Annotated in this window: 13 protein-coding genes; 11 read left to right on the top strand and 2 right to left on the bottom strand. The window is 47.2% G+C overall.

Annotated elements, in window-relative coordinates; translation table 11 throughout:
* The first annotated feature begins 5 nt into the window (after positions 1 to 5).
* The gene (locus tag MKZ12_RS16995) at positions 6 to 899 is read left to right on the top strand and encodes an NAD-dependent epimerase/dehydratase family protein (RefSeq protein ID WP_339234262.1); all 894 of its coding nucleotides are present in this window, start codon (positions 6 to 8) and stop codon (positions 897 to 899) included.
* A 185-nt stretch (positions 900 to 1,084) separates the two neighbouring features.
* On the opposite strand, the gene MKZ12_RS16990 is transcribed toward MKZ12_RS16995, so the two are convergent.
* Positions 1,085 to 2,101 (bottom strand): LacI family DNA-binding transcriptional regulator, encoded by a 1,017-nt coding sequence (locus tag MKZ12_RS16990; RefSeq protein ID WP_339255701.1) that lies wholly within the window; start codon positions 2,099 to 2,101, stop codon positions 1,085 to 1,087.
* Positions 2,102 to 2,511: 410 nt separating this feature from the next.
* On the opposite strand from MKZ12_RS16990, the gene MKZ12_RS16985 reads away from it, so the two are divergent.
* The 4 genes from MKZ12_RS16985 to MKZ12_RS16970 all read left to right on the top strand — a co-directional run bounded on the left by MKZ12_RS16985 (position 2,512) and on the right by MKZ12_RS16970 (position 7,361).
* The gene (locus tag MKZ12_RS16985) at positions 2,512 to 4,302 is read left to right on the top strand and encodes an L-fucose isomerase (RefSeq protein ID WP_339255699.1); all 1,791 of its coding nucleotides are present in this window, start codon (positions 2,512 to 2,514) and stop codon (positions 4,300 to 4,302) included.
* Between the two features lie 125 nt (positions 4,303 to 4,427).
* Positions 4,428 to 5,918, top strand: coding sequence for a rhamnulokinase family protein (locus MKZ12_RS16980; protein WP_339255697.1), 1,491 nt, complete (start codon positions 4,428 to 4,430; stop codon positions 5,916 to 5,918).
* Between the two features lie 71 nt (positions 5,919 to 5,989).
* A complete protein-coding gene (locus MKZ12_RS16975; protein WP_339255695.1) occupies positions 5,990 to 6,652 on the top strand; it encodes a class II aldolase/adducin family protein in 663 nt (220 codons plus the stop codon).
* A 358-nt stretch (positions 6,653 to 7,010) separates the two neighbouring features.
* Positions 7,011 to 7,361, top strand: coding sequence for a hypothetical protein (locus MKZ12_RS16970; RefSeq protein WP_339255693.1), 351 nt, complete (start codon positions 7,011 to 7,013; stop codon positions 7,359 to 7,361).
* 160 nt (positions 7,362 to 7,521) lie between these two features.
* On the opposite strand, the gene MKZ12_RS16965 is transcribed toward MKZ12_RS16970, so the two are convergent.
* Positions 7,522 to 8,148, bottom strand: a complete 627-nt coding sequence (locus MKZ12_RS16965) for an FMN-dependent NADH-azoreductase (RefSeq protein WP_339255692.1) — start codon at positions 8,146 to 8,148, stop codon at positions 7,522 to 7,524.
* A gap of 234 nt (positions 8,149 to 8,382) precedes the next feature.
* On the opposite strand from MKZ12_RS16965, the gene MKZ12_RS16960 reads away from it, so the two are divergent.
* The 6 genes from MKZ12_RS16960 (at position 8,383) to MKZ12_RS16935 (ending at position 15,164) form a co-directional block, all read left to right on the top strand.
* Entirely contained in the window at positions 8,383 to 9,321 is a 939-nt protein-coding gene (locus tag MKZ12_RS16960; protein ID WP_062836066.1) for a sugar-binding transcriptional regulator, read from the top strand.
* A 214-nt stretch (positions 9,322 to 9,535) separates the two neighbouring features.
* On the top strand, positions 9,536 to 10,186 hold the full coding sequence (deoC, locus tag MKZ12_RS16955; RefSeq protein WP_339243108.1) for a deoxyribose-phosphate aldolase: 651 nt from the start codon (positions 9,536 to 9,538) through the stop codon (positions 10,184 to 10,186).
* A gap of 228 nt (positions 10,187 to 10,414) precedes the next feature.
* The gene (locus MKZ12_RS16950) at positions 10,415 to 11,602 is read left to right on the top strand and encodes a nucleoside transporter C-terminal domain-containing protein (RefSeq protein WP_339255690.1); all 1,188 of its coding nucleotides are present in this window, start codon (positions 10,415 to 10,417) and stop codon (positions 11,600 to 11,602) included.
* A gap of 30 nt (positions 11,603 to 11,632) precedes the next feature.
* Positions 11,633 to 12,811, top strand: a complete 1,179-nt coding sequence (deoB, locus tag MKZ12_RS16945; protein ID WP_339255688.1) for a phosphopentomutase — start codon at positions 11,633 to 11,635, stop codon at positions 12,809 to 12,811.
* A gap of 98 nt (positions 12,812 to 12,909) precedes the next feature.
* Positions 12,910 to 13,617 (top strand): purine-nucleoside phosphorylase, encoded by a 708-nt coding sequence (deoD, locus tag MKZ12_RS16940; protein ID WP_017688193.1) that lies wholly within the window; start codon positions 12,910 to 12,912, stop codon positions 13,615 to 13,617.
* 245 nt (positions 13,618 to 13,862) lie between these two features.
* A complete protein-coding gene (locus MKZ12_RS16935; protein WP_339255686.1) occupies positions 13,863 to 15,164 on the top strand; it encodes a pyrimidine-nucleoside phosphorylase in 1,302 nt (433 codons plus the stop codon).
* Positions 15,165 to 15,185 lie beyond the last annotated feature (21 nt).

Genomic DNA, 15,185 nt, shown 5'->3' with positions numbered 1-15,185 from the left:
TTCGGATGAATAAAGTCCTTATACTTGGGGGTACACGCTTTTTTGGAAAACGTCTCGTGGATCACTTACTGTGGGAAGGGAAGTCGCAGATCACAGTCGCCACTCGTGGTAAAACGGATGTCGACTTCGGACCCGAAGTGAACCGGATCAAGATGGATCGTGAAGACCCGGAATCTCTGGCAGAGGTTGCGCAGACAGACATGTGGGATGTCGTGTACGACAATATCTGTTATACACCAGATGCGGCAAAATCGGCATGCGAGGCATTCGCTGGGCGAACCAAAAGATACGTTTTGACATCCACACTCTCGGTGTACGGTGATCCCAGACCTGGATTTAAGGAAACGGATTTTGACCCGTATACATATCCATTACAGTATGGGAGTGCGGAGGATTTTTCGTACGGAGAAGGTAAACGGCTTGCAGAGGCTGTCTTTTTTCAGGAAGCGGATTTCCCGGTCGTAGCGATGCGTATTCCAATTGTACTCGGGATTGATGATTATACGAGAAGACTCCATTTTCATATTGAACATGTGCAAAAAGGAAAACCGATTGGCATGCCAAATCCGGATGCAGAGATTGGATTCATTAATTCTACCGAAGCGGCAAGATTTCTTGCTTGGCTGGGACATTCTTCCATTACCGGTCCGGTGAATGCAGCTTCTAAGGGTGCAATTACGCTGTCAGCCATGATACATCTGATCGAGACGGTCACGGGCATGCAGTCCCAGATCCTCACGGAAACGGTGAAAGAAGATATGTCTCCCTTCGGCGTTGAGCAATCATGGACGATGGTGACGACCAAGGCAGAACAAGCTGGATATACGTTCGAACCTCTGATGGACTGGTTCCCGGGACTTGTTCGAGAAGTCGCTCTCGCATTACAGTCGGAGCGGTAGACATATCGCATTGGATAGAACTGAAATATCACGGAATGAACATAAAGAGGGTGCAACCAGAGCGTAATCTCTGGTGCACCCTCTTTATGTTGTACTTTTTTTCAGAATTTGAACGTGACTCAATCCAGATAGGAGGGAGAAATCACGTACACGATAACGATAACAGCAATGGGTAGGTTGTTCTGTCAGTGTGGCTCTCGTGGAGCAGAGGCAGAAGCCCTTATGCGCATTTCTGACGGTAAAATGATGGTTTGGGGCTCGGAAGGGGCTTTTCCCTCAATCCTGTCAATCAGCATCTGTACCCCCTGAAACCCAAAGTCATATGCCGGCTGTGCCGCTACGGTCAGAAATGGATCAAAGGCAGAAGCCAGATCCAGATCGTCGAAGCACACGACAGATATGTCTTCTGGTACACGTAGTCCACGTTTGCGCAAAAGTCGGATGACCCCAATCGCCAGCATGTTGTTGGCTGCAAAAATAGCGGTTGGTTGCTCCGGTTGTGAGAGTAGTCGATCCAGTCCCTCTTCATCGGTGAAATTCCGATACCCTGTTCGAAGCACAAGCTCGGGATCGATCTCAGCTCCGGCCTCACGTATACCCTCTATATAACCTTCCTCCCGCAGTCTGGCGGTAGAAACCTCGGAAGAGCCATTAACCAGAGCAATGCGCCGGTGCCCCAATTGCACCAGATAGCGGATTAGCTCAATTGCGCCTTCCCGGCTATCTCCAGCAATGATATCGGACGTAATGCCAGGGACGGTCCGGTCCAGAAAGACAAACGGAATGTGACGTTCCTGCAACTGTTTCAGATGAGGGAGAGAACGATCTCCAGCCGGGGCAAAGAGTACACCATCGACGCGAGTTGACAGAATCGCATCCATGTAGTCCTTTTCCTTATTGTAATCCTCATCACTGTTGCCAAATAAAAGACGGTACCCTCGAAGATGGGCTGCATCCTCAGCACCACGGGCGAGTGTTGTATAAAAAGGGTTGGTAATATCCGTAATAAGCAGCGAGAGCATCTGGGTTCGCTGAAGCACAAGGCTGCGCGCATTCGAGTTCGGGATGTAGCCAAGTTCGTCGATCACCTGCTGCACACGTTCACGTGTAGCGGAACTTATGCGGCCTGTATGGTTAATGACCTTGGAGACCGTCATGGCGGAGACGTTGGCTTTTTTAGCAATATCGTAAATGGTAATCATAAGAAATCTAACCTTTCCGCAACATAGTCTTACCATTCTATAGGATAATGCCAATTGACAGCAAGATAGGCTCATGCTATGTTAGGGTTACCGATAACCCTAAGGGTTCTGAACGTCACTACTACATAACCATTTTGTTAAATTCGCTCATGCACGTTCCATTTTCTAGAATAGAGGAACTACATATATAGCTGATTAATGAAATGGTTTATTGTATTTTTTCAAACTTGTAAACGCATTCAATATTCGAGAAAGCTCTTGATAATCTGTATATGCAGTTCTTGTGTGCCACCCGGGTATCGGTTGTAATACCGTCACTATCTCATGCCATTCAATACACATGGATCAGACAAAAGATTTCTCAATTCAACCCAAATTCTATGAAACGAATTGAAGGAGGACACTTTAGTATGACACATCAGGATTATCGTTATAAGCAGGCTTTCCCCAAGATTGGTATTCGTCCAACGATTGATGGAAGACGCAAAGGGGTCCGTGAGTCACTGGAAGAGCAGACGATGCGGATGGCGACATCCGTTGCCGAGCTGCTTGCAGCCGAACTGCGTTACCCGGACGGTTCCGCGGTGGAATGTGTTGTCGCTGAGACTTGTATTGGCGGTGTGGCCGAGGCGGCCGCAGCATCTGAACTGTTCAGTCGTTCCAATGTGGGCGTAACGATCACCGTGACACCATGCTGGTGTTATGGTACGGAAACCATGGATATGTCGCCATCCATCCCTACTGCCATCTGGGGTTTTAACGGGACTGAACGTCCGGGTGCAGTATATCTGGCAGCGGTACTCTCTGCCCACGCACAGAAGGGGATTCCGGCCTTTGGGATCTATGGAGAGGATGTGCAAGACGGCGGGGATACAACGATTCCTGATGATGTGCGTGAGAAATTGCTCCGGTTCAGCCGTGCGGGTCTTGCAGCCGCTACCTTGAAAGGGCAAGCGTATCTGTCCATTGGATCGGTATCCATGGGAATTGCGGGTTCGATTGTGAATGATTCATTTTTCCAGGAGTATTTGGGTATGCGCAATGAATACGTGGATATGAGCGAACTTACTCGCCGTATCGAAGAAGAAATCTACGACCCCGAGGAGTATAAGCTCGCGCTGGCATGGGTGAAGGAGAATTGTAGCGAAGGTCCGGATAACAACGCTGCCCATCTGCAAACGGATCGTAAACGCAAAGAGTACGAATGGGAAACGGTTGTGAAAATGACCCAAATCGTGCGTGACTTGATGGCGGGCAACCCGAGATTGGCAGAGCTTGGGTTTACAGAGGAATCGATGGGCCACCACGCGATTGTATCCGGCTTCCAGGGACAACGGCAGTGGACGGATCATTCTCCGAACGGAGATTTTCTGGAGTCGATATTAAACTCTTCCTTTGACTGGAATGGCAAGCGCGCGCCCTATCTGGTTGCAACAGAGAATGATAGCTTGAATGGTGTGTCCATGTTGTTTGGTTCACTGCTGACACATACAGCACAGATCTTCGCTGATGTGCGTACGTATTGGAGTCCGGATTCGGTACAGCGTGTGACGGGGCATCAGTTGGAAGGAAACGCGAAGGATGGCATTCTGCATCTGATTAACTCCGGTTCCGCAGCTTTGGATGGCACAGGACAACAGTCCAGAGAAGGGAAGCCTGTCCTTAAGCCTTTCTGGGAAATTACAGATGAGGAAGTTCAGGACTGTCTGAAAGCAACATCGTGGAGACCGGCATCCGTTGAATATTTCCGCGGAGGCGGTTATTCTGCGGATTTCCTGACCAAAGGTGGTATGCCCGTAACGATGACACGTCTCAATCTTGTCAAAGGACTGGGACCAGTGCTGCAGATCGCTCAGGGTTACACGGTCGATCTGCCTGAAGCCGTGCATGATACGCTGGATCAACGGACAGATCCAACCTGGCCATCCACCTGGTTTGCACCTGTTCTAACCGGGGCAGGAGCGTTTACTTCCGTATACGAGGTCATGAATCAGTGGGGTGCGAACCATGGCTCCATCTCGTATGGACACATCGGTGCTGATCTGATTACGCTCGCTTCCATGCTTCGCATTCCGGTAAATATGCATAATGTACCAGAATCGGAGATTTTCCGGCCACGTGCATGGGGATTATTCGGCACAAGTGAACCCGAGAGTGCAGACTACCGTGCTTGCAGTGTGTTTGGCCCGTTGTATCGTTAAAATAAAGTTCCATTCCTGTCAAACGCCATGTTCCTTGTGAAATGAAGGTACCATGGCGTTCTCTTGAAAGCTGTGTTCAGAACTTGAATACAGCTCATCGCGTAGCGTTAAGGAGGCTTGGTAGATTGGGCGATCAAGCAACACATGTGCTTGCTGCCGATTACGGTGCTGGTAGTGGACGTGTAGTCCGGGGTTCTTTTGATGGAAGCAAACTCTCGTTACAAGAAGTACATCGATTCAACAACGAACCCGTGCAGCTGGGGGGCGGATTGTATTGGGATTTCCTGCGACTTTTTCATGAATTAAAACATGGCATTGTGAAAGGGACGCAAGGTATCTCTCCATCGGTCCGTTCAATAGCAGTGGATACATGGGGGGTGGACTATGGATTGGTGGATGGTGCGGGAAGATTGTGCTCGAACCCACGTCACTATAGGGAAGCACGCAATGCACAGTGGATGGAAGAAGTTCTGCACATGGTGAAAGAAGAAGAACTGTATGCCATGTCCGGTGTCCTGCCGCAGCAGATCAACACCGTATTTCAACTGGTAGGGAGTGTACGAGAGCAGGCCGAAGGTTTGCGTCCGGATGTGCGGATGTTATTCATGCCTGATTTATTTCACTATTATCTATCCGGTCATCAGGCTTGTGAATATACGATTGCAAGTACCAGCGGGCTGTTGCATGCAGGTGAGGCGCGATGGAATAAGCACCTGTTCGGGCGTCTCGGTCTACCGGAAACATTATTTCCAAAACTCGTTCAGCCTGGTACCATACTGGGCAATTTAACACCTGAGTTGTACGCCGAATTACGGACTGGACCGATGCAGGTGGTCTCTGTGGGCTCACATGATACCGCATCTGCCTTGGCAGCCATCCCTGCGATGGATTCGAATTTCGCTTTTATCAGCTGTGGAACCTGGTCTCTTATGGGTGTGGAGCGTGATACACCTGTATTGGATGACCAAAGCCGTGCATTGGGATTCACCAATGAAGGCACCGTAAGTGGTAAAGTGCGTACCCTGAAAAATCGTTCAGGTCTGTGGCTGCTACAGGAATGCAAACGACAATGGGAACGGGAGAATCAACGTTTCACACATGAAGAACTGGTTCAGCTGGCTGCCTTGGCAACGCCGCATCAAAGTTACGTATCGCCGGGAGATAGCGTATATTTGGCGCCAGGGAATATGGCTGAGCGAATACGACAACAATGCAGCGCCAGCGGACAGACTGTACCTGAAACGACTGGAGCGGTTGTACGCTGCATTCTGGAAAGTCTTGCTCTGGAATTCAGACAGACGCTGGATGAACTGCAGTTGATTACAGGTACAAGACCTGGTGTCATTCATATGGTTGGTGGCGGTGTGCACAATCGACTATTGTGTCAGTTTACAGCCAATGCAGCCGGTGTACCGGTGGTGGCAGGCCCCGCAGAGGCGACTTCAGCCGGGAATTGCATGCTGCAATTCCTTGCTCATGGAGAAGTGAGTAGCTTGGCCGATGTTCGGGAGGTCATGGCTGCTTCCTTTTCCCCCGAAACCTATGAACCTGAGGATACAGAGGTGTGGCAAGAAGCTTATGAAAACTACCAAAGTCTGAATCACATCAAAAGGTAATGAACAGATTCAAAGTAATGAGCATAAACGCAAAATGCTAAAAAAGAAAAGTTCGAGGAGTGGTGAGGAACATGTCTGAACAGCAAATAAGGGAAGAGCTGACGAAATATGCCCGCAGAGCAGTTGCCCAAGGACTGGTCGTAGGCCCAGGTGGTAATCTGAGCGCCCGTTCGGAGGGGACGATGTTGTTGTCTCCGAGTGGTTACGCGCTTGAAGATCTGGAGCCTGAAGAATGGATTGCAATTGATATCGAGACAGGGGAGACTCGTGCCGGAGCAACACGCCCTTCCTCTGAAGTCTTGATGCATCTGTACAGCTATCGTGTGAATCCGGATATTCAAGCCATTGTACATACACATCCGGCATATACAATCGCACTCAGTCTCGTTTTCAATGAATTGCCACACTTGTTTCCGGATCAGTCCGCATTGGTGGGTGATATCGGATTCGTGCCTTACGTTCTGCCAACGACCAAACTTCTCGCGGATGCAGTCTCAGCAAAGGTAGAGGAACATACGGCACTCATTCTAGTCAATCACGGATTGGTCACAACGGGTAAAAACCTCCGTGAAGCCTATTACCGCACCCAGGTCGTGGAAGAAAGTGCGAAGGTGTATATGATCGCCAAGGCAGCGGGGGAACCCAAAGTGCTTACTGCCGAAGAATACAAGGAAATTCAATCCCTTGAGAGTGAAGCATACCGTGTGCAGTTGCTGCAACAACTCAAGTCCTGAGACCTTATTTGTTCCTTCGTGAGTGTGTTCATGATTCAAAATATTACTTCCATGAGGGCAGTTTGCATCCTCCAGCTAAACGTTGGACTAAAGGATGTAAAATGCTCTTTTTTATTGTTGAATTAGAAAGCATCGAAGGTTGGATTCGTGGCTATCAGCACAAATCCGAACAATGCGTTGTAGTTGGTTTTCTACTGCCTTGGTTCAGGCGTAAGCGGAACAGAACGCGGACTGTTATGCAGCTATCTGAATGGATAGGCACAGGCTACATAAAGCAACTTTTTCCGACAGCTATTGCATATGCTGAAATACCGAGTATAATACTTGGTAAATAGACGAAAAGGGGATGCAATAAACGATGAAAACACATGCTGAATTGAACTCACTTCTTGTTGACGATTATCTGGATCTCCTGAACATTGCGAAACAGCTAGGTGATGACGAATGGAAAGATGCCATTCTGCAAGCATTGAAGGAAGAAGTCGATGCGAATCATCATCTGGATTCAACAGAGGTAAGACAGGATCTATGGAACCAATTTGAAGGCATTAATGAACAGATGCATGAGCTGTTAATGCAACTGAAGCATGCGGACAATCCGGAAGAGAAAGAGCAGATTATCGAGATGATATGGGGATTGAAAGTGGACCGTCATGCGATTACACGTAAACTTGAAACGATGAGCCGTGCCAGCGCTGGACGTCAATAAGCTCCAGGTTGATTATACATTGAAAACCCGCGTGTTTCCTGGGAATATCCCTAGGTCGCACGCGGGTTTTGTTTTTGGTTTAGTTTTGTTTAATACACTTTAAGTGAGTGTTCAAAAAGTTCGGTTTTCAGTACCGAGAAGATGGGATGAAACTACCTCTCTAAAACTGTTTTGCGAAAGTGCGCGCCTGTTCAATGGCTTGTTGCTTGATCTCATCTGCACGATCTTTATATTGATTATGTCCCTCTACAAAGATGCCATCAAGGTTCGGCACACCGAGGAATGACATGATAATGCTTAGATAACGATGACCGGATTCCATCTGAGCCGCTGGGCCTTCGGAATAAATGCCACCGCGTGCTTGAATATGCAGCGCTTTTTTGTCAGACAACAGTCCAACAGGACCTTGTTCTGTATACCGGAATGTTTTGCCGGCCACACAGATAGAGTCCACATATGCCTTCAGAATGGGAGGAAATGAGAAGTTCCACATCGGGGTTACAAAAACATATTTATCTGCTGAGGCAAATTGATCCGACAGTTCATTCAAACGGCTTACTTTCGCCTGCTCTTTCGAAGTCAGGTCACTGCCCGATTGCAGTTTGCCCCAGCCACTGAAGACATCCGCATCGATATGCGGAATATCCGAGCGGTACAGATCGAGGTGAACAACCTCATCGGAAGGGTGACTTTCACGATACGCATCAATAAATGCTTTGCCCGTAGCCATGCTGAAGGAGGTTTCATGATCATGAGGATGGGCAGTAATATACAATAAGGTAGACATGCAGTTCTTCCTCTCTGTGCGATTAATGGTTGAACCAATCTTGGCAATAATGAAGCGACCGCAGTAGTATGCATCGTTTTCCTCGTTTTATACGTCAGAAAGGAATTGAATGGATGGAGCCGATACTGAATTGAATGCTATATAGTAACCAGATACTAAATCCATGTATAATATACAGGACGAGTATTTGTGTTCCAACGATAATAGGGATGAGTGAGATGAGCGCACATGGGAATGGACCTGGAGAAGCAACGATTAAGCATTGAAGCAGCGAAATTGTATTATCAGTCCGATTACAGCCAGCAGGATATTGCTGCAAGATTGGGCGTGTCGCGTCCAACCGTATCAAGGTTACTTCAGTATGCGAAAGATCGGGGATACGTCCGGATTGAAATAATGGACCCGCTGGAGGATATCGATATCATTGCCGGAGAACTCAAGTCGAAATATGATCTGGATACGGCACTTGTGTGTTTTGCCCCGTTGAAGAGTGATGAGGAAATACAGAAGCATATCAGCAAACGAGCAGCAGACTACCTTCAGGAGACGGTTCAGGATGCGGATATTATCGGGGTGACTTGGGGAACAACCATGCATGCCGTAGCACGTCAGCTCCGTCCCAAGCAGGTTAAAGGTGTCGAAGTTGTACAATTGAAGGGGGGCGTAAGCCACTCCCATGTCAATACGTATGCTGCTGAGATTGTACATTTATTCGCTGAAGCTTTCCACACGGTACCAAGGTATTTGCCACTGCCCGTTATTTTCGACAACATCGAAGTGAAGAACATGGTGGAGGCCGATCGGCATATCGGCAGAATCGTAGAACTGGGCAGACAGGCCAACATCGCTTTGTTCACCGTGGGTACTGTAAAAGAAGATGCTTTATTGTTCAGGCTTGGCTACTTTAATGAAGAAGAGCAACAATTATTAATGAACTCTGGTGCAGGTGACATTTGTTCACGCTTTTTCGATGCGGAAGGTCAGTTGATTAGTGAAGAGATTAACAGCAGAACCGTCGGCATTGACTTGGCTGAATTGAGAAATAAGGAAAAATCCATCCTGGTCGCCGGGGGTCAACGCAAAATTGAAGCGATTCACGCCGCGCTTAAAGGTCATTATGCGAATATTTTGGTTACGGATCAGTACACAGCCCAGGCATTACTGCGGTTCTAATTTCAAATGGATATGGATGACAACATCTGCCACGTAAAAAGGGCGGATGTTTTGCTTTGTTAGGCAGAAAATATAATGAAGCAAGAACGGTAAGTCAAGGTGTGAACAAAAGTTCAAGTTGATTTTTACATATGTTCATGTTAGTGTAAGGGTATAGAAAATAACTAGTTCAGATAAGGGAGAGATTCAATTGACTACACCACAATTAGCTAAAATGATCGACCATACGTTGCTTCGTGCGGACGCAACGCAAAGTGAAATGGCCAAGTTAACCGAAGAAGCGAAGCAATATCAATTTGCTTCTGTATGTGTTAATCCAGGTTGGGTTGCTTATGCTGCTGAGCAGTTGCAGGGTACTGGCGTTGACATCTGCACCGTTATTGGTTTCCCTCTGGGAGCATCCACAACGGAGACAAAAGCTTTCGAAACCAAGGATGCGATTGCTAAAGGTGCAACTGAAGTCGATATGGTCATTAACATCAGTGCTTTGAAAGATGGCAAGGATGATTATGTTGAACAAGATATTCGTGCTGTCGTTGAAGCGGCTGCGGGTAAAGCTTTGGTGAAAGTTATTATTGAAACTTGTCTGTTGACGGATGATGAGAAAGTACGTGCTTGTCAGGCAGCTGTACGAGCTGGAGCTGATTTTGTTAAAACTTCTACAGGTTTCTCTACAGGTGGAGCAACGCCAGAAGATATCGCTTTGATGCGTCGTACTGTAGGTCCTGATGTTGGCGTTAAAGCTTCCGGTGGTGTACGTAGCCTGGAAGATATGCAGAAAATGATTGAAGCGGGTGCGACTCGGATCGGTGCAAGCTCTGGCGTGAAGATTATGCAGGGCGGTCAATCTACATCTTCTTATTAAGCAAAAAGTTTAATAAGCACAAGCTTATCCAACAAAAGTAATGTTATGTTCTCTGTACTTGAGCGTTCGTCTCAGGTACAGGGAATACAATTTACACTTATATTTTAATTAACGGAACTTATTGTAAGCGCTTCATAAGTTTTCTGAAAGATTACTGTTAAAAATGCTTTAAGCACCCTTTGAGCTGAATTTCACATCCGGCTTAACTACCTTCAAAGGAGAGATCAAATGAAATTTCTAATTGCCCTTCTTGGTTTACTCGTTGTTTTTGGACTGGCTTATATCGCAAGCAACGGTAAAAAGAAGATTCGATATCGGCCGCTGGTCGTTATGATTGTTTTGCAAGTTATACTAGCTTATGCTCTGTTGAATACAGGAGTGGGTACTTTTTTAATTGGCGGTTTCGCTACCGTATTTAAAAGTTTACTCGACTATGCGAATGAAGGTATCGCATTTGTATTTGGGGGTTTAACTACCGTAGGTGCAGAGAGCGGGGGGGCGCCCTTCTTCCTGAATGTGTTGATGCCGATTGTTGTCATCTCGGCACTTATTGGGATATTGCAGTATATCCGAATCTTGCCTTTTGTTATAAAATATATTGGTCTGGTATTAAGCAAAATCAACGGAATGGGCAAACTGGAATCATATAACGCGGTTGCTTCGGCTGTATTGGGGCAATCTGAAGTGTTCATTTCTGTGAAAAAACAAATTGGGTTGTTGCCAAAACATCGGCTGTACACCTTGTGTGCTTCGGCGATGTCCACGGTCTCGATGTCCATCGTTGGTGCTTATATGACCATGATCGAGCCGAAATATGTGGTTACAGCTCTTGTACTGAACCTGTTTGGCGGTTTTATCATTGCTTCGATCGTTAACCCTTATCGGGTGACGGAAGAAGAAGATATATTGGAAGTGCAGGATGAAGAGAAACAATCGTTCTTCGAAATGCTCGGCGAGTACATCCTGGATGGATTCAAAGTTGCTATCATCGTAGCTGCGATGTTAATCGGTTTTGTTGCCTTGATTGCCCTTGTTAACGGAGTTTTCAGCTCGGTGCTTGGCATTTCGTTCCAAGAGCTGCTTGGTTATGTGTTTGCACCATTTGCCTTCATCATGGGTGTTCCATGGAAAGAAGCGATTCAGGCAGGAAGTATTATGGCAACCAAAATGGTATCCAACGAATTTGTCGCTATGCTTAATTTGAAGGAGACTGCAATGTCTGCCAGAACAACGGGTATCGTATCCGTCTTCCTCGTGTCGTTCGCCAACTTCTCCTCCATCGGTATCATTGCTGGTGCGGTGAAGGGACTCCATGAGAAGCAAGGTAATGTGGTCGCCCGCTTCGGTCTGAAGCTGCTTTACGGTGCATCGCTTGTCAGCGTGCTGTCAGCGATTATTACTGGACTGTTCTTGTAAGCTGGATTATTTGGAAGGAGTGCTTAGGTTATGTCAACATTTAAAAGAGTACATCTGATTGTTATGGATTCTGTAGGGATCGGCGAAGCGCCGGATGCAGCAGAATTTGATGATTTTGATGTAGATACCTTTGGTCACATTGCACGTGAACGCGGAGGTCTAAACATGCCTCACATGGCCAGTCTCGGACTGTCCAATATCAAAGAAATTGAGGGTGTGCCTGTAGTGGATGCACCTAAAGCGTATTACACCAAGATGCAGGAAGCCTCCAGAGGCAAAGACACCATGACAGGTCATTGGGAGCTGATGGGTCTTTATATTGATACACCTTTCCGTGTGTTCGAGAATGGTTTTCCCGATGAGTTGATTCAGCGCATTGAAGAGAAAACGGGCCGGAAGGTCATCGGTAACAAACCGGCTAGTGGCACGGAAATTCTCGATGAACTGGGTGCAGAGCATGTCGAAACTGGCGCGCTCATCGTCTACACATCCGCGGATTCGGTTCTGCAAATTGCAGCACATGAGGACGTTGTTCCACTGAAAGAACTGTATGAGATCTGTGAGTTCTGCCGTGAAATAACACTTGAAGATCCGTACATGCTCGGCCGCATTATTGCCCGTCCATTTGTCGGTGAAGCGGGTAACTGGAAACGTACTGCGAATCGTCATGACTACGCGCTCAAACCTTTTGGTCGTACAGTAATGAATGAACTGCAAGATAGCGGATTTGATGTGATTGCCCTCGGTAAAATCGCAGATATCTATGATGGCGAAGGTGTAACCAAGGCTGTTCGTACTGTCTCTAACATGGATGGCATGGACAAGTTGTCTGAGACGATGGATGAAGCGTTCACTGGACTCAGCTTCCTGAACCTGGTTGACTTTGATGCCCTATATGGTCACCGTCGTGATCCACAAGGGTATGCTCAGGCGCTTGAAGACTATGATGCAAGACTGCCAGAGATTTTTGCCAAAATGACCAATGATGACCTGCTGCTGATTACAGCTGATCATGGTAACGATCCAACTTACCGTGGAACAGATCATACACGTGAATATGTTCCGCTGCTTGCCTACTCTCCGCGCTTCAGCGAGGGCAAACAGCTTGATCTGCGCAGCACTTTTGCTGACCTTGGTGCAACCGTAGCCGAGAACTTTGGCGTGAAAATGCCAGAATACGGCACCAGCTTCCTGAAGGATCTGAAATAGGTTTTTGCTGAAACTGGATAGGGGATATCGGAGTAGCTCTGCTGCTCCGGTTCCTGCCATCATAATAGACTAAATATATAACTGGAGGAGATTCATTCATGAGTACACATATTGGAGCAAAACCCGGAGATATCGCAGAAACAATCCTATTGCCAGGGGACCCTTTGCGCGCGAAGTATATTGCAGATACGTACCTCGAAGATGTTGTATGTTACAACGAGGTTCGTGGAATGCTTGGTTACACAGGTACATATCAAGGACACCGGATTTCGGTACAAGGTTCAGGGATGGGCATTCCGTCTTTTGCAATCTATGCTAACGAGTTAATCAGTGAATATGGCGTGAAAAACCTGATTCGTGTAGGGACTTGCGGCGGTATGCAGGAGCATGTACGTGTACGTGACGTCATCCTTGCACAAGCAGCATGTACGGATTCCAGCATGAACAAACATGTATTTGGTGGATATGACTTCTCGCCAATCGCTACGTTCTCTCTGCTGAAAGAAGCATATGACCGTGCAACAGCTAAAGGCATGAAGATTCATGTCGGTAACGTGTTCAGCTCCGATTCATTCTACCGTGATGACCGTTCCGTCACTGAGAAATTGATGAAGCACGGCGTACTCGGCGTAGAGATGGAAACAACAGCACTGTACACCATCGCTGCTAAGTTCGGTGTTAACGCACTGACCATCCTGACAGTAAGTGACCACTTGCTGACAGGCGAAGAAACATCTGCCGAAGAGCGTCAAAAAACGTTCAACGACATGATGGTAGTGGCTCTGGACACAGCAATCACACTGTAATTGTTGTATTTTATATTCATCATCATTTGATTTAATCGAAACTTTTGTTTTAAGCACGGAGTGAAGGACCCGGAATCGATTCTGAAGAAGCGAAGCGTTCGCCTTTGTCTCCGAGTTTTCCCATTGCCAAATGGATCAAAAAACTTGGAGACAACAGCGATCGAAAGAACGATCCGGAGCCGGAACGGTCAACGGTCTAATAACAAAGTGTTCTATACAATCAATACACACAAGGAGAGATCATCATGAGAATGGTAGACATTATTGCCAAGAAACGCGACGGTAAAGAACTGACAACAGCTGAGATTGATTTTGTTGTTCAAGGATACACACAAGGAGAGATTCCGGACTATCAAGTCAGCGCATGGGCGATGGCGGTATTCTTCAAAGATATGACAGATAAAGAACGCGCGGACCTGACCATGTCGATGGTGAATTCCGGTGAAACGATCGACCTGTCTGCTATCGAAGGAATCAAAGTAGACAAGCACTCCACAGGAGGAGTGGGCGATACAACAACACTGGTACTCGCTCCGCTCGTTGCTGCGCTGGATGTTCCTGTTGCCAAAATGTCCGGACGTGGACTTGGTCACACAGGTGGTACAACCGACAAGCTGGAATCCGTTGCTGGTTTCCACGTAGAGCTTGAAAAAGAAGAGTTCATTCGTCTCGTCAACGAGCATAAGGTTGCCGTTATCGGACAAAGTGGTAACCTCACGCCAGCTGACAAGAAACTCTATGCTCTGCGTGATGTAACAGCTACCGTTAACTCCATCCCACTGATCGCCAGCTCCATCATGAGCAAGAAAATTGCAGCAGGTGCAGATGCGATTGTATTGGATGTTAAGACGGGTGCAGGTGCATTCATGAAAACAACGGAAGATGCTAAAGAATTGGCACATGCCATGGTTAGCATTGGTAACAATGTTGGACGTAAAACGATGGCGGTTATCTCCGACATGTCCCAACCACTGGGTCTGGCGATTGGTAACGCGCTTGAAGTAAAAGAAGCTATCCTCACCCTGCAAGGGAAAGGTCCGAAAGATCTGGAAGAATTGTGTCTGGCACTTGGACGTCAGATGGTATTCCTTGCTGGTAAGGCAGATTCTTTGGAGCATGCTGAGGAGAAATTGAAAGAAGTGATCCAGAACGGTAAAGCACTGGAGAAGTTCAAAGATTTCCTGGCAAACCAAGGCGGAGACGCTTCGGTTGTGGATCATCCAGATCGTTTGCCACAAGCACAGTACCTGATTGAAGTACCAGCAGACAAAGACGGATATGTTGCCGGAATCGTTGCTGACGAAATCGGAACTGCTGCAATGCTGCTGGGCGCGGGCCGTGCAACAAAAGAGTCTGAAATCGATCTCGCGGTTGGTCTGATGCTGAACAAAAAAGTCGGTGACCCAGTCAAAGCTGGTGAGTCCCTCGTAACGATCCATGCGAATCGTGAAGATGTAGCAGATGTCATTGCGAAGATCAAAGAAAACATTACGATTTCGGATCATGCCGATGCTCCTGTATTGGTTCATGATATCGTTACGGAATAATAAACAAATCAGAGCAGATGA

Origin of the sequence: Paenibacillus sp. FSL R5-0713 (assembly GCF_037973325.1) — a bacterium.
Lineage (GTDB): Bacteria > Bacillota > Bacilli > Paenibacillales > Paenibacillaceae > Paenibacillus.
This window is presented reverse-complemented; position numbering and strand designations above follow the sequence as displayed.

Excerpts from the sequence above, each read along its gene's own strand:
- MKZ12_RS16990 (WP_339255701.1), bottom strand. The coding sequence starts at position 2,101 with ATGATTACCATTTACGATATTGCTAAAAAAGCCAACGTCTCCGCCATG.
- MKZ12_RS16975 (WP_339255695.1), top strand. The coding sequence starts at position 5,990 with ATGTCTGAACAGCAAATAAGGGAAGAGCTGACGAAATATGCCCGCAGA.
- MKZ12_RS16935 (WP_339255686.1), top strand. The coding sequence starts at position 13,863 with ATGAGAATGGTAGACATTATTGCCAAGAAACGCGACGGTAAAGAACTG.
- MKZ12_RS16960 (WP_062836066.1), top strand. The coding sequence starts at position 8,383 with ATGGACCTGGAGAAGCAACGATTAAGCATTGAAGCAGCGAAATTGTAT.
- MKZ12_RS16950 (WP_339255690.1), top strand. The coding sequence starts at position 10,415 with ATGAAATTTCTAATTGCCCTTCTTGGTTTACTCGTTGTTTTTGGACTG.
- deoB (WP_339255688.1), top strand. The coding sequence starts at position 11,633 with ATGTCAACATTTAAAAGAGTACATCTGATTGTTATGGATTCTGTAGGG.
- MKZ12_RS16970 (WP_339255693.1), top strand. The coding sequence starts at position 7,011 with ATGAAAACACATGCTGAATTGAACTCACTTCTTGTTGACGATTATCTG.
- MKZ12_RS16995 (WP_339234262.1), top strand. The coding sequence starts at position 6 with ATGAATAAAGTCCTTATACTTGGGGGTACACGCTTTTTTGGAAAACGT.
- MKZ12_RS16985 (WP_339255699.1), top strand. The coding sequence starts at position 2,512 with ATGACACATCAGGATTATCGTTATAAGCAGGCTTTCCCCAAGATTGGT.
- MKZ12_RS16965 (WP_339255692.1), bottom strand. The coding sequence starts at position 8,148 with ATGTCTACCTTATTGTATATTACTGCCCATCCTCATGATCATGAAACC.
- deoC (WP_339243108.1), top strand. The coding sequence starts at position 9,536 with ATGATCGACCATACGTTGCTTCGTGCGGACGCAACGCAAAGTGAAATG.
- deoD (WP_017688193.1), top strand. The coding sequence starts at position 12,910 with ATGAGTACACATATTGGAGCAAAACCCGGAGATATCGCAGAAACAATC.